General features: G+C 36.7%; 15 protein-coding genes. 8 read left to right on the top strand and 7 right to left on the bottom strand.

Features of this window, described 5'->3' with window-relative positions:
- Positions 1-169 precede the first annotated feature (169 nt).
- From B176_RS0106265 to porX, 5 genes are all read right to left on the bottom strand, one after another.
- Positions 170-1,000, bottom strand: a complete 831-nt coding sequence (locus tag B176_RS0106265) for a hypothetical protein (protein WP_316928461.1) — start codon at positions 998-1,000, stop codon at positions 170-172.
- Between the two features lie 137 nt (positions 1,001-1,137).
- Positions 1,138-2,067, bottom strand: coding sequence for a YihY/virulence factor BrkB family protein (locus tag B176_RS0106260; RefSeq protein ID WP_017257932.1), 930 nt, complete (start codon positions 2,065-2,067; stop codon positions 1,138-1,140).
- Between the two features lie 3 nt (positions 2,068-2,070).
- Positions 2,071-3,288 carry an alanine dehydrogenase gene (locus tag B176_RS0106255; RefSeq protein WP_154647897.1) on the bottom strand — a complete coding sequence of 406 codons (1,218 nt, stop codon included), beginning with the start codon at positions 3,286-3,288 and terminating at the stop codon, positions 2,071-2,073.
- A gap of 251 nt (positions 3,289-3,539) precedes the next feature.
- The gene (gene tsaE / locus B176_RS0106250; protein ID WP_017257930.1) at positions 3,540-3,959 is read right to left on the bottom strand and encodes a tRNA (adenosine(37)-N6)-threonylcarbamoyltransferase complex ATPase subunit type 1 TsaE; all 420 of its coding nucleotides are present in this window, start codon (positions 3,957-3,959) and stop codon (positions 3,540-3,542) included.
- A 9-nt stretch (positions 3,960-3,968) separates the two neighbouring features.
- Positions 3,969-5,525: a T9SS response regulator signal transducer PorX gene (gene porX, locus B176_RS0106245; RefSeq protein ID WP_017257929.1), complete on the bottom strand. Its 1,557-nt coding sequence runs from the start codon at positions 5,523-5,525 to the stop codon at positions 3,969-3,971.
- Between the two features lie 108 nt (positions 5,526-5,633).
- On the opposite strand from porX, the gene B176_RS0106240 reads away from it, so the two are divergent.
- The 6 genes from B176_RS0106240 (at position 5,634) to B176_RS0106215 (ending at position 11,598) form a co-directional block, all read left to right on the top strand.
- Entirely contained in the window at positions 5,634-6,857 is a 1,224-nt protein-coding gene (locus B176_RS0106240) for an HD domain-containing protein (RefSeq protein ID WP_017257928.1), read from the top strand.
- Between the two features lie 59 nt (positions 6,858-6,916).
- Positions 6,917-7,960, top strand: coding sequence for a UDP-3-O-(3-hydroxymyristoyl)glucosamine N-acyltransferase (lpxD, locus tag B176_RS0106235; RefSeq protein WP_017257927.1), 1,044 nt, complete (start codon positions 6,917-6,919; stop codon positions 7,958-7,960).
- 14 nt (positions 7,961-7,974) lie between these two features.
- A complete protein-coding gene (locus B176_RS0106230; protein WP_017257926.1) occupies positions 7,975-9,384 on the top strand; it encodes a bifunctional UDP-3-O-[3-hydroxymyristoyl] N-acetylglucosamine deacetylase/3-hydroxyacyl-ACP dehydratase in 1,410 nt (469 codons plus the stop codon).
- Positions 9,384-10,166, top strand: coding sequence for an acyl-ACP--UDP-N-acetylglucosamine O-acyltransferase (lpxA, locus tag B176_RS0106225; RefSeq protein WP_017257925.1), 783 nt, complete (start codon positions 9,384-9,386; stop codon positions 10,164-10,166). The genes B176_RS0106230 and lpxA overlap by 1 nt, the downstream gene beginning before the upstream one ends.
- Before the next feature lie 8 nt (positions 10,167-10,174).
- Positions 10,175-10,792 (top strand): ABC transporter ATP-binding protein, encoded by a 618-nt coding sequence (locus tag B176_RS0106220; RefSeq protein WP_017257924.1) that lies wholly within the window; start codon positions 10,175-10,177, stop codon positions 10,790-10,792.
- 230 nt (positions 10,793-11,022) lie between these two features.
- Complete coding sequence (locus B176_RS0106215) at positions 11,023-11,598, top strand: 5-formyltetrahydrofolate cyclo-ligase (protein WP_017257923.1); 576 nt, start codon at positions 11,023-11,025, stop codon at positions 11,596-11,598.
- 11 nt (positions 11,599-11,609) lie between these two features.
- Here the strand turns inward: B176_RS0106215 and B176_RS0106210 are convergent, their stop codons facing one another.
- Positions 11,610-13,079 (bottom strand): potassium/proton antiporter, encoded by a 1,470-nt coding sequence (locus B176_RS0106210; RefSeq protein WP_017257922.1) that lies wholly within the window; start codon positions 13,077-13,079, stop codon positions 11,610-11,612.
- Positions 13,080-13,675: 596 nt separating this feature from the next.
- On the opposite strand from B176_RS0106210, the gene B176_RS0106205 reads away from it, so the two are divergent.
- On the top strand, positions 13,676-16,000 hold the full coding sequence (locus B176_RS0106205; RefSeq protein WP_017257921.1) for a TonB-dependent receptor: 2,325 nt from the start codon (positions 13,676-13,678) through the stop codon (positions 15,998-16,000).
- A gap of 125 nt (positions 16,001-16,125) precedes the next feature.
- The gene (locus B176_RS0106200) at positions 16,126-17,022 is read left to right on the top strand and encodes a mechanosensitive ion channel family protein (RefSeq protein WP_017257920.1); all 897 of its coding nucleotides are present in this window, start codon (positions 16,126-16,128) and stop codon (positions 17,020-17,022) included.
- Here the strand turns inward: B176_RS0106200 and B176_RS0106195 are convergent.
- Positions 17,012-18,424, bottom strand: coding sequence for a LysM peptidoglycan-binding domain-containing protein (locus B176_RS0106195; RefSeq protein ID WP_017257919.1), 1,413 nt, complete (start codon positions 18,422-18,424; stop codon positions 17,012-17,014). The two genes, B176_RS0106200 and B176_RS0106195, sit on opposite strands and share 11 nt — an antisense overlap.
- Positions 18,425-18,456 lie beyond the last annotated feature (32 nt).

Raw genomic sequence — 18,456 nt, 5'->3', positions numbered from 1 at the left:
GTTTTACTGCATTAACACACTAAAAAACTTTATCCAATCGCAGCAGATTGATAGGTTGATCATCTTTTTTCAAAGACTTATAATTAAGACGACGCCAACTCAAAAAAGTTACAAAATATTCTCAACTAAATTTTTATGAGGTTAATTTGAACGCTGTAATATAAAACCGCTATAATTTATAGCCTTTATGCAATACCAAAAAACTAGCTCGTTCATCCTTTTTAAAAGGGATATTCCAATTTCCCTGATAACTGACTTTTGTTGGCAATAAAACATCTTCAAAGTAGCTCATCTCAATATTCATTTGAACATTAAAGTCGAAAGCCAAATTATCCAACTTCATATCTATGTAACGCCCTAAAATTTGAAAATTACGCTGGTCGAAAATAGTAGTAAGTTCTTTAATCATAATACCGTCTTCTGTCCAGCTGCCTAAATCTGGTTTAACCGTAACTTTAAACCTATAAACCGGAATAGAATCTAAATACATTCCTTTGGCAAACGCGTAGTTATAATACTGTCGCATATTGGGTGTAAATATTTCTGTTTTGCTAGAGATTAACGGAACGCCTTTTACTGGCCTGCCGGGAGAAAAAACCAGAGTCTTTAACTTTTCTTTATACCAACTATTTTTACTCCCGTCTGCGCTCTCTTTGTCTAAATCAGAATATCCCGATTTGTAGGTATTCATAAACAAGTAATCGAACATCTCAACCGTTGTGGTTTTATATTTACCGTTACGTTTGTACAAATCGCCATCGGTTTTTTCTTCCACTATTTTAAGATGATTGCCAGTTGGCGAATGGATTAATTTTCTAAAAATGCTACCGGTAATTTTGTCTTTTTTACTATAGGTATAGAGGTTGTTTTGCGCACTGAAATGATAGTTAGACATTTTTCTAAATGCTTCGTAAAAGCTGGTATCACTAATAATTTCGTTGATGAAATCCTCGATATCCAAACCGGCTTTTCCTACTTTTACCACTGCGTCTTTATCCATTTTAAAGGTTAATAACGTATCTGGATTAAACCTTGGGATATTTTGACTGAAAGCGCTGGAAACCGAGAATAAAAGAATTAGGAGGAGGAAATAATTACGCATTTTACCTTTTTTAAGAAAGGTCAAAATTACTAAAATTAAGTTAAATCTACTTTGTTTTCATGTTGCTCAACCTCTACCTGTTTTATCGCTACAGCATGTTTAGAAGGTCTTATGATATCGCACCTCACTTTGGCGTATGCAAAAGTGAATTCGGCTCCAAAAAACAGGATAGCCGCTGAATAATAAACCCAAACCGCTACAACAACCAGCGTTCCTGCTGCGCCGTAAATATCGCCAACTGCCGCAAACTGAATGTACAAGCCAATTAAATATTTACCCAACATAAAAAGTACCGCTGTAAAAAAAGCCCCTGCTTTAACCTGTTTCCAACTGATATTTACATCGGGTAATACCTTGTAAATAATTGCAAATAAACTCATGAGCACTACAAACGTAATTCCCAGATTTAGCACATCAATAAAAACTAGCGTAAATTCTGGCAAAAAACGTGTTAACACGTCACTAAAAACCAGTACCAAACTGTTGATAAGCAAAGAAACAATTAAAATAAAACCCAAACTGGCAATCATAGATAGCGACAGAACCCTATTGATAATTAGTTTGAGCCAGCCTTTTTTAGGCACCGCTTTAACCCGCCAAATTTGATTTATCGAATCCTGGATTTCTATAAATATCCCCGATGCGCCAATAATTAAGGTAATTACACCTGTAACTGCCGCAACCGTACTTTTTCCAGAAAGCTGTAGTTTTTGTAAAGTGGTTTGGATTTGAGCCGCAGCATCAACCCCAATAAAATCATTCAATTGCGCAAAAACCTTTCCTTGCAAAGCATCCTGACCGTAAAAAATACCGCCTATAGAAAGCAGCACAATAAGCATAGGAGCTAAAGAAAAAATGGTATAATACGCTAAGGAGGCACTTAATTTTAAGCCTTTATCATCCATAAAGGCATTAAAGGTTTCTTTTAAAATACTGGGATAATCTTTGAAGGTAACTTTTGCCATAATTTACTGATGTTTACTAACTACCAACAGGTTTAAGTCTTTGTGCGGAAAACCAAAACGTTGCGCTAAATCTTTGTTGGTCATAGCGCCTTGGTAAATGTAAACTGCATTTCTTATGCCAGCTTTGTCCCAAATCAGATTCATGATTCCTCCCATTTCGCCAATATCTATCAAAATTGGCGTAAAAATATTGGTAAGTGCATAGGTTGCTGTTCTGCTTACGCGAGATGCAATATTGGGTACACAATAATGGATTACGCCGTGTTTTCTAAAAACAGGGTTTTTGTGATTGGTAACTTCCGAAGTTTCAAAACAGCCACCTTGATCAATACTTACATCAATAACCACCGAATCGGGCTTCATGTTGGCCACTGTTTCTTCGCTAACCACACATGGACTACGTCCGTGTTGTGCTCTTATTGCACCAATAACAACATCGCAGGTAGTAACTGCTTTTTCTAAAACTAAGGGTTGCATTACCGAAGTAAAAACCCTTGAACCAATGTTATTCTGTAAACGGCGCAACCGATATAATGAGGAGTCAAAAACTTTCACTTCCGCACCTAAAGCTATGGCCGTACGGGCTGCATATTCTCCCACGGTACCAGCACCCAAAATCACAATTTCTGTTGGCGGTACCCCAGTTACACCGCCCAACATTAGGCCTTTTCCGCCAAAAGCGTTACTCACATATTCAGCGGCAATTAAAACCGATGTTGAGCCCACAATTTCACTCATTGCCCGCACCACGCTTAAAATATTCCCTTCGTCGCGTAAATACTCAAAAGCTAAAGCGGTGATTTTTTTATTCATCAGTGCGGTTAGATGTTCTTTTTTCAGCGTACCCGTTTGTAAAGCAGAAAACACAATCTGGTTATGCTTCATCATGCCAATTTCTTCCACACTGGGCGGCGCAATTTTGATGATAATATCTGCTTGGTAAACCTCCTTTGTATCGTGGACTATTTTGGCGCCCTGTTCGCTATACTTAATATCGGCAAAATTGGATGCCAAACCTGCACCAGCCTCAATAACCACCTCGTGACCATTATTGACCAAAAGTGCAACAGAAAGTGGTGTTAAAGCAATGCGGTTTTCTTGGTACGAAGTTTCTTTAGGAATACCTATATATAGGTTATTTCTCTTCTGTTTTACTCCTTCTAAAGATTCCTGAGGTTGCATCATTGCTTGTTGTGCAACTTCAGATAAACAACTAGCCATCGTTTTTTTCATTGTACCATCGTTTTTCTTTTTTGGGCGTTCGAGCAGGCTTTCCTCTCATACTGCGCAAGACGTTAGTTGCGGGTTGCTTTCCCAATGTCATTGTCTAAACTTTAATTGCATTTTTCAACATCTAGCTTTGTGTTATCTGCGGTTAAAAACACACTAAACCTGTTACCTAAATGTGAGATGTTTCGCTATCGCTCAACATGACAAATGAAAAAATATGCGCATACTCCATGTTTAAACCACTAAGCAATCCTCGCCACTTCAATCACCCGTTTATCATCCTCCAAAACCTCAATTTTAATCTCTATAAAACTATCTGGCCATAAGTCAGGGATTTTTTCTGGCCATTCTATAAAACAGTAATTACCCGAGTAAAAATAATCCTCATAGCCAAAATCTAGCGCTTCTGTTTGGTTTTTTAATCGGTAAAAATCAAAATGGAATATACTTCCTTTAGCTAAACTATATTCATTAACAATTGAAAATGTAGGGCTCGATGTTTTATCCTCGGTTCCTAAAACAGCACAAAGACTATTGATTAGCGTTGTTTTACCAGCTCCCATTTGTCCGTAAAACATAAATATCTTTTCATCCGTGGCAAAATCCAAAATCTGTTGACTAACATGCGCTAACTCGTCAACACCCTTAACTTCAATTTTCATTGCTTAAAGCTAAAATTTGTTTTTGTAGGTTACAAATGGAATTATAATCTCTTCCATAGAAATGCCTCCATGCTGGAAAGTTTCGTTGAAATAATTAACAAACTGGTTGTAATTGTTTTGGTAAACAAAGTAGCTATCCTCTTTTGCAAAAATATAGCAAGAACTCACATGCAGTTTAGGCAACATTACATCGGCTGGGTTTTTAACCAAAAAAACTTCTTTAGGATTGTAATCTAAATTTTTCCCTTGTTTGTAACGAAGGTTTGAATTTGTGTTTCTATCGCCAATAACTTTACTCGGGCGTTTAACCCTAATGGTTCCGTGGTCAGTAGTAATGATTAACCTACATTTCTTTTGCGATAAACGCTTGATCAATTCTAAAAGCGGAGAATGCTCAAACCAAGCTAAAGTGATGGAACGGTAAGCCGCATCATCATTTGCCAGTTCTTTGATCATCTGCATATCTGTACGAGCATGCGAAAGCATATCCACAAAATTGTAGACGATGGCATTCAAATCATTTCCCATTAAACTATGTAAGCTCTCGTTTAAATCTTTTCCTTGATCTTGGTTCAAGATTTTATGGTATGAAACTTTAGCATCTTTACGTACCGAGCGCTTAACATTATCAAACAAAAATTTGTCTTCAGAAAGGTTTTTACCTCCTTCATCCTCATCATTCTGCCATAAATCCGGAAAACGTTTTTCCATATCCGAAGGCATTAAGCCAGAAAAAATAGCGTTTCGAGCGTACTGAGTGGCAGTTGGTAAAATACTGTAATAAGTATCCTCTTCCTCTAACCTAAAATATTCAGTGATAATCGGATTAATAATTTTCCACTGATCGTAACGTAAATTATCAATCAGAATGAAAAAAGTAGGCACTTGTTCACTCAAATTCGGGAACACTTTTTTCTTTAAAAGCTGATGCGAAAACATAGGCGCCTTATCTTGGTTTTTAATCCAGTCTATGTAATTCTTCTCGATAAACTTAGAAAACTGCGCATTTGCTTCTGCTTTTTGCATGGTTAAAATCTCATGCATTCCGGCATCATCCAATTTTTCTAACTCAAGTTCCCAAAAAACCAGTTTCTTATAAACGTCTACCCATTCTTGGTAGCTTAAATTATCATTAAGCAACATCCCTAAGTTTCTAAAATCCTGTTGGTAAGCAGTAGAAGTCTTTTCACTCACCAAACGCTTATTATCCGTTAGCTTTTTTATGGTTAACAAAATCTGCTTCGGGTTTACCGGCTTAATCAAATAATCATCGATTTTAAAACCGATAGCATCTTCCATCAGGTGTTCTTCCTCACTTTTGGTGATCATGACCACCGGCACATCCGGGTTTATCGTTTTAATTTCTGTTAAAGTTTCTAACCCTGTTAAACCGGGCATATTTTCATCTAAAAAAACAATATCGAAATCTTTTGTTTTAAAAATATCTAAGGCATCGCGACCGTTGGTTGCGGTATCTATCTGGTAACCTTTTTCGTTTAAGAAAAGAATATGAGGTTTCAAAAGGTCAATCTCATCATCGGCCCACAATATATTTGCTAATTGCATATATTTTAAATCTATTTAAATGATTATCTTGAGAAAATCTCAATATTTGCAGAGAATTTACTCCGGCCTCTAAAATTAACAATTTTTGTGCCTTATAATTGATTTCGCTTGAATAAGAACAAAATAATTAACGATCCTGTTTATGGTTTCATCAGTATTAAGAGCCCATTAATTTTTGATTTAATACAACACCCTTATTTTCAAAGATTAAGATACATCAAACAACTGGGGATGGCCCATTTGGTGTATCCTGGCGCATTACATACCCGTTTTCATCACGCACTCGGCGCCATGCACCTTATGCAATTGGCCATCGAGCATTTGCAAAGTAAGGGACACGAGGTTAGCCCAGCAGAACAGGAAGCCAGCTGTATCGCTATTTTATTGCATGATATTGGACATGGTCCGTTTTCTCATGCGTTAGAGCATACTTTGGTCAAAGGAATTTCTCATGAAACCATCAGTAAATTGCTGATGACCAAGTTGAACGAGGAATTTAATGGTCAGCTTGATTTGGCTTTAAAAATATTTAACAATCAATACGATAAACCATTTCTACATCAGTTAATTTCGGGACAGCTAGATTTAGACCGGCTTGACTATCTAAATCGCGATAGCTTCTTTAGTGGCGTAACAGAAGGCATGGTAAGCTCCGATCGTATCATCAAATTATTAAATATTAAGGATGGAAATCTTGTTATAGAAGAAAAAGGGATTTACTCCATAGAAAAGTTTCTGATTGCCCGCAGATTGATGTACTGGCAGGTTTACCTACATAAAACGGTGGTATCCGCCGAGCAATTATTGGTTAAAATATTAGAAAGAGCAAGGGAGCTGGCAAAAAATGGAGAAATTCTATTTGCAACTCCGGCTTTAAAACATTTTCTTTATAACGAGATTAATGAAAAAACCTTTTTAAACGATAAGGAAAATCTTCGTTTCTTCGCATTATTAGATGACCATGATGTTATGTCGTCTGTAAAAGTATGGCAACAGCATCATGATTTTATCTTAAAGACCTTGTGCGCTAATCTAATTAGCAGAAACTTGTACAAAGTAGAGATAACAAGTGCTAAAATAGATCAAGATAAATTTAACCAGTTAAAAGAAAAAGCGCTAGAAAGTTTAAACATCAATAAAAAACATATCAACTACTTCGTTTTTAAGGGAAGCATTAATAATATGGCCTACAAAACGGGTAGTGGCAGTATAAACATCTTAATGAAAGATGGAACCTTACAAGATATTGCCACCGCCTCTGACAATGCAAACTTAGAAGCACTATCAAAAACGGTAACTAAAAACATTTTGTGTTACACTAAATTTGGGTAAGATAGGTTGTTATTTAAATAACAATTTGTTCATTTAATAATATCAGTTAATTTTGGAACATGCAATTTACCGCAAAAGAGATTTGCTTATTACTAAACGGTAGCCTTGAGGGGAACGGAGACGTAAAAGTTTTTCAGTTAGCAAAAATAGAGGAAGCACAAGAAGGAGCATTATCTTTTCTGGCAAATCCAAAGTATGCACCCTTTCTTTATACTACCAGCGCATCTGTGGTAATTGTAAATGAAGACTTCGTATTAGAAAAACCTGTAAACGCCACGTTAATTCGTGTAACAAACGCTTATAGTAGTTTTTCTGTTCTATTAGAAAAGTATAACAGTATTAAATTACACAAAGTAGGGATAGAGCAACCTAGCTTTATTGATCCCAGCGCAAAAATTGGTAAAGACGTTTACATTGGCGCTTTTGCTTATATAGGTGTAAATGCAGTTGTGGGAGACAATACAAAAATATATCCTCAGTCTTATATTGGTGACGGTGTGCAGATTGGCGAACAATCTACCTTGTATGCTGGTGTAAAAATTTACCATGATTGTGTGGTTGGCAATAATGTCACTATACATTCATGTGCCGTGATTGGAAGCGATGGTTTTGGTTTTGCGCCACAAGCAGATGGCTCTTACAAAAAAGTAAGCCAGATTGGAAACGTAATTATTGAAGATGAAGTTGAGGTTGGTGCAAATACCTGTATAGACCGAGCTACAATGGGTTCAACTGTTATCAAAAAAGGAGTTAAGCTGGATAACTTGATACAAATTGCCCATAATGCAGAAATTGGAAATAATACGGTAATTGCTTCTCAAACGGGCGTTTCTGGAAGTGCTAAAGTAGGTGAAAACTGTATAATTGGTGGACAGGTAGGTATTGTTGGGCATATTACCATTGCAAAAGGCAATCAAGTGCAGGCAAAATCTGGAATTAACAGATCTATCGAAGAAGAAGGTAAAAAATGGGGTGGAGCTCCCGCAACAAGCTACCAGAATTTTATGAGGTCACGCGTAGTTTTACAAAGACTACCGGAAATGGAAAAGAAAATAGAAGAGTTGCAGAAAGCATTGACTAAACTGCAAAACCCATCTTCTTAATATTATTTTAAAAAATGAATCTTAGGCAAAGAACAATAAAGCAAGAAATTAGTGTTACAGGTGTTGGTTTACATACCGGTGCTCATGTAACTTTAACTTTTAAGCCCGCACCAGAAAATCATGGTTATAAATTTAAAAGGGTTGATTTACCCGGCGAACCAGTAATTGACGCCGATGTAGACAACGTTTCTGACACTTCAAGAAGTACCACTTTAACAGCAAATGGAGCGAGTGTAAGCACTACAGAACACGTTTTGGCTGCTTTAGTTGGTTGCGAGGTTGACAACGTGATGATTGAGCTGGATGGTATAGAAGTACCCATCTTAGACGGAAGCGCAATAGAGTTTGTGGATGCTTTAGAAAGTGTTGGCTTTAAAGAGCAGAATGCCGAAAGAGAATATTATCACATTCCGCATAACATCCATTATTCAGAAGACGATAGAAAAGTAGAAATGGTTGTAATGCCTTTAGACGATTATCGTTTTACCTGTATGGTAGATTATAACTCGCCGGTTTTAGGTAGCCAACACGCAACAATTACCTCCATCGGTGATTTTAAAGCCGAAATTGCCTCATGCAGAACCTTCGTTTTTTTACATGAGCTTGAAATGCTTTTGAAAAACAACCTAATTAAAGGTGGTGACATCAACAATGCAATTGTAATTGTTGACCACGATATTAGCGATGCAGAAATGGCCGAATTGTCAAAAGCTTTCAACCGCGACGATATTAAAGTAGCCCGAGAAGGTATTTTGAACAATGTTGAGCTACGTTTCCAAAACGAACCAGCTCGTCATAAACTATTAGACATTATTGGCGATTTAGCCTTAATAGGTACGCCTATAAAAGGACATGTTATGGCTGCCAGACCAGGGCATGCTGCGAACGTTGCTTTCGCTAAAAAAATAAAAGCAGCCATAAAAAAAGATAGAAAGAAAAAGGTACAGCACATTTATGACCCTACCGTAAAGCCACTTTATGATACGGTACAGGTGATGAATATTTTGCCTCACAGACCGCCTTTTTTGTTTATCGACAAAATATTGGAGCTAACGAAGACTTACGTGGTTGGTGTGAAAAATATAACCATAAACGAAGAATTTTTTAAAGGGCATTTCCCTGGTGCACCCGTTTTTCCTGGTGTTATCCAGCTTGAGGCCATGGCGCAAACCGGTGGTATTTTAGTATTAAGTACAGTGCCAGATCCTGAAAACTACCTTACCTATTTCTTGAAAATAGATAATGTTAGGTTTAGAGCTCAGGTTTTACCGGGCGATACCATTATCTTTAGATGCGATTTAATGGAACCTATCCGTAGAGGTATTGCGCAAATGAAAGGCGTTGGTATGGTAGGCGAAAAAATAGTTGTAGAAGCCGAAATGATGGCGCAAATTGCAAGACACGAAAAAACCGAAAACCAATAATGATACAACCTTTAGCATATATACACCCACAAGCAAAAATTGCTAATAGTGTAGTTATAGATCCGTTTGCCGTTATACACAAAGATGTAGAAATTGGAGAAGGAACTTGGATTGGCTCTAACGTTACCATTATGGATGGCGCAAGAATCGGTAAAAATTGTAAAATTTTCCCTGGGGCTGTAATTTCTGCTATTCCGCAGGATTTAAAATATGCTGGTGAGCAAACAACCGCTGTTATTGGCGATAATACCACCATTAGAGAATACGTAACCATTAACCGTGGTACAAATGACCGTTGGGAAACAAGAGTTGGAAACAACTGCTTGCTAATGGCTTATTGCCACGTTGCACATGATTGTGTGATAGGTGATAATTGTATTTTTTCTAACAACACTACTTTAGCCGGTCACATCACCATTGGCGACAATGTGGTACTTGCTGGTATGGTTGCTATTCATCAGTTCTGTAAAGTGGGTTCTTATTCGTTTGTAACTGGGGGCTCGTTGGTGCGTAAAGACATTCCGCCTTATGTAAAAGTGGCCAGAGAGCCTTTGTCTTATACAGGCATTAACTCTGTAGGCTTACGTAGAAAAGGGTTTTCACCAGAAAAAATCAACGAAATACAGGAGATTTACCGGGTACTTTTTGTTAAAAACAACAACGTAACCAAAGCTTTGGATATTATTGAGGCAGACTTTGAACCAACCGAAGAAAGAGACGAGATTATCAACTTTATTAGAAACTCTAACAGAGGGGTAATGAAGAGCTTTGGAAACTCCTGATTTTCGAAATGAAAATCATTTTATCAAAAATTGGCAGAAGATTTAACCGAGAGTGGATTTTTAGAAATATCGATTACGCTTTTCAAACGGGACAATCTTATGCCATTTTAGGTATAAATGGATCTGGAAAATCAACGCTATTGCAGGTTATTTCCGGTGCTTTAACCCCATCTGAAGGAACACTTTCCTACACCATCAACGAAAAGGAAGTAGAAATTGATCAGGTTTTTCAACACTTAGCGTTGGCTAGCCCTTATTTGGAACTGATTGAAGAATTTACCCTAACCGAGGTTTTAGATTTTCATTTTGAATTTAAGAAAAGGCTAAATAACCTATCCAATAACGAGCTTATTAAGCTACTAAATATGGAAAGCAGTAAAAACAAACAGCTTAAATATTTTTCTTCGGGTATGAAACAGCGGGTTAAATTGATTCTGGCTTTTTGTTCTGAAACTTCCATATTACTGCTTGACGAACCCACATCTAACCTTGATGAACAAGGGATTAGTTGGTATCATTCCTTAATCAAAAAATTTACTGCAAACCGATTGGTCATTGTGTGTTCAAACCAAATTCACGAATACGATTTCTGTCAGCACAAGCTATTAATAGCAGACTACAAATAACGTGTTCAAACACATTATTATAACATTGTAGTTACAACCGTATTTCAATAGAATTAAACCCTACTTTTGTATAACAATTAGAGAATGTATAACGCGGGTTTACATTCCAGTTTATTGAAGAAATTAAGATTTTTTTCATATAGGTTTAGGTTGATAAAGCGGTCTCATTTTTGAGACCGTTTTTGTTTTACCGCTTATTTATATCTTTACATTGCTCTATTTATTGAAAATTGGAAAAACAAGACCTTAGAAAACAAGTAACTTTAGAACGAGAGAAACTCTCGAAAAACCAATTCTGGCTCTTAAACGATTCTTTACTGGTTCTTTTTAGCAAGCTTGATTGGTCTAAAATAAACACCGTCCACCTTTTTCTTCCTATTGTTGAGAAAAAAGAGATTGACACCTTTGAGTTCATTCATTTTTTTAAAACCAAATATCCACATATAAAAATGTTGGTTCCGCGTTGCGATTTTAAAACAAAAGAAATGGAAGCCATTCTTTTTGATCCACAAGCAACTGTATTGGTTAAAAATAAACAGCAAATTCCCGAACCTTTATACGGAGAAACCGTTGACCCAAAACTGATTGATGCGGTAGTTATTCCCTTATTGGCATTTGACAAACAAGGACATCGGGTTGGTTATGGCGGTGGTTTTTACGATAGGTTTTTAAAAAAATGCAGACCAGATGTTTTAAAAATTGGCGTTTCTTTATTTGAACCCACAGCACAAATACTAGACACCCATCAGCAAGATATTAAATTAACATGCTGTGTTACTCCACAGAAAATTCACTCGTTTGAATAGGCATTTTAACATTACGTTTTAGCGGTATCGAGTGTTTTATATACTTCCTCAAAAATCTCTGGTCTATCTGCAAGTACAATTAACACGTCCGATGCCTCTATCTTAGTCGATCCATTTGGCGTTATGTAGCTATCGCCTCGCTTGATCATAGCTATTATTGCATTTTTAGGAAAGCCAATTTCTACAATTTTCTTATCTACAACAATAAAATCTGAGTCGATGTAAATCTCTTTCATCTCCGCTTTCGGGTTCTCAGTTAATAGTAAATCAGTGGCGCTTAGCTCCTTTGCTTTTTCAGGCAACCCTACCTTCAACCATTTTGCCACAACAGAAAGCGTGGTTCCCTGGATCAATACAGAGGTAACTGAAACGAAAAACACGATATTAAAAATCATATCAGCTTTGCTAATACCAGCCAAAAGCGGGTATGTTGCAAATACAATGGGAACTGCACCCCTTAGTCCAACCCATGATATGTAAAACCGGCTTCTAAGCGTTAGATTAAATGGTAATAAGCTAATAAGAACGCCAATGGGCCTGGCTACCAGAATCAAAAACAAAGAAATTAATAGTCCAATTCCCATGAATGGGAAAATCTCGGTTGGAAAAACCAATAAGCCCAAGGTTAAAAACAGCACAATTTGCATCAGCCATCCTAAACCATCGAAAATCTTCAAAATGGTTTTCTTATGTATAAAATCTTGGCTCCCTAAATAAACTGCGCAGATATAAATAGCGAGAAACCCGTTTCCTCCAACAAAATCGGTTGCAGAAAACGTAATAAACATTAAAGCAATTACCAATACCGGATACAAACCCTCAAAATCAAGTTTTATCCTGTTTATGATAAACTTACTGATCCATGCAAATAGAAACCCCGCTATTCCTCCAAAAATCATCTGCTTTAAAAACAAAGGAATTATAGAGACGAAGCTTTGATCTTGATTGACTACCAAAGTTAAAAATGCAATTGTCAATACATAAGCCATCGGATCGTTACTTCCACTTTCTAACTCTAGTGTTGGTCTCAAGTTAGATTTTAATGCTAAGCTTTTTGATCGCAGAATAGAGAAAACCGCAGCTGCATCCGTTGAGGAAACAATTGAACCGAGCAACAAGCTTTCGTAAATAGTTAAATCTGTAATCAGCCAAACAAAAGTACCTAAAGAAACGGCCGTCAATAAAACACCAATTGTAGACAAGGCGATTCCTTGTTTGATAATAGGTTTTACACTTTTCCAGTTAGTGCTCAACCCTCCAGAAAAAAGTATAAAATTAAGAGAAACAATTCCTATAAACTGAGAGAGCGCAGGATTGTCGAAATGGATACCGCCAATACCATCTGACCCTGCCAACATACCAATACCTAAAAATAGGAGTAAGGTTGGCACACCAAACTTGTAAGATGTTTTACCTGCAAAAACACTTACAAAAAGCAATAAAGACCCAAAAAGTAAAATATTCTCTATCGTTAAATTCATTTTTTTCTGGGAGTCAACTTCCTAAATATATCAGCATGTAATTATTTAAACCTCAAAAGCTTTGTACAAAATAGGGCAAATCCCCCTCTGTTTTTAATCCAATCACCTAATGTTTGCCCCAAAATAATAATTTCTTATGAACCTCTATGCATTAAATGGCTCGATTTCACCTGTTTTTTGTCTATTAAAAATCATCTTAAAACTCCACAAGACCTTCCTTTGTCAAATATTTGGAATAATAATTCAATGAATTAGCAAAATTGATATTAATCTATATATTTGCGCCAATCAATAAGGGGTGCCTTGTTTGTGTAAACAGTTTAAAAGCTGCACAAATGCAAAACCAGGCTGAGAACATACCCATTTTTGAAGTCAAAAGTGAAAAGTCAAAAGCTGAAAAACGCGTGTTTCAACTTTAAACCCTCAACTTTAAACTTTGAAAAGCACCTGATTCGGATAATGCCGACGTAGGGACAAAAGGTATAATTTAATTTATTTAGTAGATGGTATAACCCCTATACCGTTTCGTTAAATTAAAGTTTAAAACATTGAAAAAATTCATCTTTGCATTTACTGCTGCGGTTCTACTGCCGGGAATGTTGTTGGCACAATTATCTTTAAAAGGAAAGATAGCCGACCAAGAAACCACCAAAGTGCTTAACGGCGCATCAATTTTATTGGGTAATTTAACCGTACAATCTATCGGAAACGGGAATTACAGTTTTAACAACCTAAAACCAGGCAACTACCAATTAAAAGTAAGTTTTATAGGCTATCAAAGTAAAACAATAGCGGTAAAGCTAACGGAGAGTACAACTTTAAACATTGATTTAGCAAAAGCTTTATTATTGGCAGATGAGGTTATTGTAAATGCAACCCGAGCTTCAGAAAATTCGGCTACCACCTTTAAAAATCTATCAAAAGAAGATATTGCTAAAAACAACTTCGGTCAAGATTTACCCTATTTATTAGATCAAACGCCTGGCGTAGTTACTTTCTCTGATGCTGGAGCAGGAGTTGGTTATACTAGTATGCGGATTAGAGGTTCTGATGCCGCTAGAGTAAATGTTACAATCAACGGAATTCCCTATAACGACTCCGAAAGTCAGGGTTCCTTTTGGGTTAATTTACCTGATTTTGCAACATCTGCAGATAATATCCAGATTCAAAGAGGCGTGGGAACATCAACAAATGGTGCGGGCGCTTTTGGTGGTAGTTTAAACATACAGACCGCAAAGCTAAGAGACTCTTCTTATTTCGAGCTCAACAATTCGGCGGGCTCTTACAACACGCTAAAAAACTCCTTAAACATGGGCACTGGATTAATTAACGGAAAGTTTGCTTTTGACGGGCGCTTATCGCGGATTGTATCAGACGGGTATATTGACAGGGCATCCTCCGATTTAAAATCTTACTTTGTTTCTGGTGCTTACTACGGGAAAAACAGCTTATTAAGGCTAAACGTGTTCTCTGGTAAAGAGAAAACTTACCAAGCTTGGAATGGCATTCCAGAAAGTAAATTAACAACAGACAGGCGTTTTAATGAGTTTACCTATGACGACCAAACCGACAATTACCAGCAGGATCATTATCAATTACTTTATTCAAAAAGCTTTTCGGATAAATTATCTGCAAACGCGGCCCTACATTATACCAAAGGAAGAGGATATTACGAAGAATTTAAAAAAAATCAGAAGTTTGCAGCTTATGGCTTAGACTCTCTTTTTATAGGAACAGATACTATTGCTAAAACAGATTTAGTGAGAAGACGTTGGTTAGATAACCAATTTTACGGCGCAACTTATTCTCTGCGTTACCAACCAAGTACCGAGCTAGATTTTACCTTAGGCGGTGCTTATAATGAGTATTCTGGTGACCATTATGGCGAAATTATCTGGGCAAAATTCTCTTCGCAGCGAAAGATACATGATCGCTATTATGAGGATGATGCGTTTAAATCTGACTTTAATATTTACGGAAAAGCAAGCTATCAGCTAAATAAGCTTTCTTTATTTGCAGATTTACAGTACAGAAGCATTTACTATAAGTTCTTTGGGTTCGATTATAATAAAAACAACGTTACCCAAAACGCCACGCTCAATTTCTTTAATCCAAAACTTGGGTTTACTTACAATATTGATGCACAAAGTAATTTCTACGCTTCTTACGCTATTGGTAATAAAGAGCCAAACCGAAAAGACTATACCGAATCTACACCGCAGAGTAGACCAAAAGCAGAGCGCTTATACGATATTGAAGCAGGTTACCGTGTAAAAAATCAATGGTTAAATGCGGGTGCCAATATTTATCTGATGAATTACAAAGACCAATTGGTTTTAACCGGTCAAATTAATGACGTGGGTGGTTACATCAGATCAAACGTAGATAAAAGCTATAGGAACGGAATTGAAGTAGATGCAACAGTTGGCATTTGGCAAAAACTAAGCTGGACTTTAACCAGCGCATTCAGCCAAAATAAAGTAAAAAACTTTGTGGAATATATTGATGAATATGCAGGCGACGATTATGTAGGGCAACAAATAAACAATTACAGTAAAACTGATATCGCTTTTTCTCCAAATTATGTGGGCTCAAGCACCATTGCGTACAAAGCACTACAGAATTTTGAGATTGCCCTTTTAAGCAAATATGTTAGCAAGCAGTATTTGGACAATACGGCTAACGAAGCTAGAAAGTTAGAAGCGTTTTTTGTGAATAACCTTAGGCTTAATTACAGTTTCAAACTTAAAGGTGTAAAAGCTGTTGAGGTGGGCTTATTGGCCAATAATATATTTAACGAGCTTTATGAGAGTAACGGTTACACTTTTAGCGGTATTTATGATGGCTCTTTAAGTACAGAAAACTATTACTTTCCGCAGGCAGAAACAAACTTCCTTTTAGCACTTAACCTAAAGTTTTAAGTCGTTCGCTTTCTTAAAAAGCCCTTCGTTTGTAAAACAAGCGAAGGGCTTTTTGTTTTATAAATTCCGATTGGCAATATTATTGAATAGTGTAATATAAAGTCTAAATAAGGAATTTATTAAATATGGATTTAGAAAAAGCTTATGCGTTAATTTCCAGTAAGCTCACCAATTGGTTCGAGAGTTTTATACGACTATTACCTAATTTGGCAATGGCCGCTTTGGTCATGGTTATCGGTGTATTTATTGCCAAGTTTGTGAGAAATTTTGCTTTAAAGATGGTTAGGAAGGTTTCGCACTTAGAAACAATCAACAGGCTTTTTGCATCGTTTATGTATATTTTGGTAATCGGCGTTACGCTATTTACCGCATTAGATATTTTAAACTTAGACAAAGCCGTAACCACGGCATTGGCGGGAGCAGGAATTTTAGGTTTGGCTTTAGCATTTGCTTTTCAGGATATCGCGGCAAACTTTATGTCGGGGATTTTTATGTCTTTCCGGCATCCGTTTAACGTTGGCGACTTAGTGAAGCTGGGGAACTACAAAGGCAGAATTGAAGCTATAAACCTTAGGGACACAGCATTGATTAGTTTAGAAGGACAAAAAATAATTATCCCAAACAAAGAGGTATTCCAAAACCCGATAGAGAACTACAGTTCAACGGGTATTAGACGCTTGGATTTAAAAGGACGTGTTTCCCTTACAGAAGATTTAGAAAAGGTTAGAACGATGACCTTGAACGCTGTGGAAACACTCAGCGAACGCGACACTAAAAAAGAAGTTGAGTTTTTTTATGATGAATTTGCAGAAAGCTCCATTACTTTCGACCTGCGAATTTGGATGCAGGATCCAGAACAGAAAAAATACCTAAGCGCAAGAAACAACGCCATTATGTCGATTAAAAAAGCTTTTGATGAGGCTAATATTATAATTCCATTCCCGGTACGTACCTTGGATTTTGGCAATAAATCCAATGAAAATTTATTGGACGTTATAAAGCCAGAAAAACCTAATGAGTAGCGATTTTTAAAACCATACCAATCGTTAAAACGCTGGACTCTAAGTTATTTAAAACCTTTAGCGTACTCACACTTACGTTTTCAAAGCGCTCTGCAATCTTAACTAAATTATCGCCTGCCTTAACTTTGTAGGTAATATAAGTTGGTGTTTCTTTTTTAGGCTTAAGCTGTTCCGCTTCTTTTCTGATGACCAATTGTTGGCCCACTGCAATGGTATAGTTGCTTAAGCTGTTCCAAACCTTAATGTCTTGCACCTCCACTCGGTATTTATCAGCTATTGCTGTAAGGGTTTCTCCTTTTTTAACAATGTGCGTGTTTGCTATTTTTAAATTGGGTTTAACTAACTCACTAGCAGACAACATTTTTAAACTACCATCTTCTTCTGCATTAAATGCTTCAAAAAAACCAGCATAATCCTTAAAACTTAACTTGGGAATAATTAATCTTTTAGGCTCAGCTATGGTTCCGTTAATGATGTTTTTTTTATAAACGGGGTTCAAACCTCTTAAATCCTCAGCATCTATATTTAAAGCTTTGGCAATTTTATCAAAAGACATAAATTTGTTTACCGATATAGAATCCGTTCTCAAAGTTTTCTCATCAGGCACTTTAACCTGCGGATGCTTGGGATAATAATTCATTACATAAGCCGTGGCAATAAAAGCTGGAACATAATTGCGGGTTTCACTTGGTAAATAAGCTTGGATATCCCAAAAATTCCTGGAGCCTCCTGCTTTCGCAATTGCCCGGTTTACACAGCCTACTCCACAATTGTAAGATGCCAATGCCAGCATCCAATCTCCTAAATTATTATATGCATCACGTAAGTACCTAGCGGCGGCATAACTCGCTTCAGTAGGATCTCTGCGTTCGTCAACGTAGTTATCGATGGTTAAATCGTACATTCTTGCTGTGGTGTACATAAACTGCCACATACCCGTTGCGCCCACACGTGATATCGCCATTGGATTCATTGACGATTCAATTATTGGCAAATATTTAAATTCTGAAGGGATATTGTAAGCTTGTAAAGCTTTTTCGAATACCGGAAAGTAATACCTGCCTAAAGCCAGCATTTGCCCCATCTCATTACTTCGTTTATCTAAAAAAATATCGATGTAGGTTTGTACGAAAGGGTTATAATCTAGAGGAAATTCTGTTCTAATAGAGTCTAAACGGTATTTGTAAATTAAATTTGGTTTATATTTTAATACCTCAAGTTGTAGGTTGGTTTGTGCAGGCACCAAGCTGGTATCTGCATTTACCAGTTTCTTTATTGCTTTAAACTCTTTTAAACTTAAAGATGCGTAAGTTAAACTGTCTCTATTTACGCTCGCCTCGCTACTGGTTGTTAAACCGATGAATATGAAGGAAAGGGCAATAAACTTTGATAATCTAATCATTCTTGAATTTTTTCTTTAGCTACAACGCTAGT

This window comes from Pedobacter arcticus A12, from assembly GCF_000302595.1.
Lineage (GTDB): Bacteria > Bacteroidota > Bacteroidia > Sphingobacteriales > Sphingobacteriaceae > Pseudopedobacter > Pseudopedobacter arcticus.
Note: the sequence above shows the minus strand (reverse complement) of the source record. Positions and strands in the feature narration are given on the sequence as shown.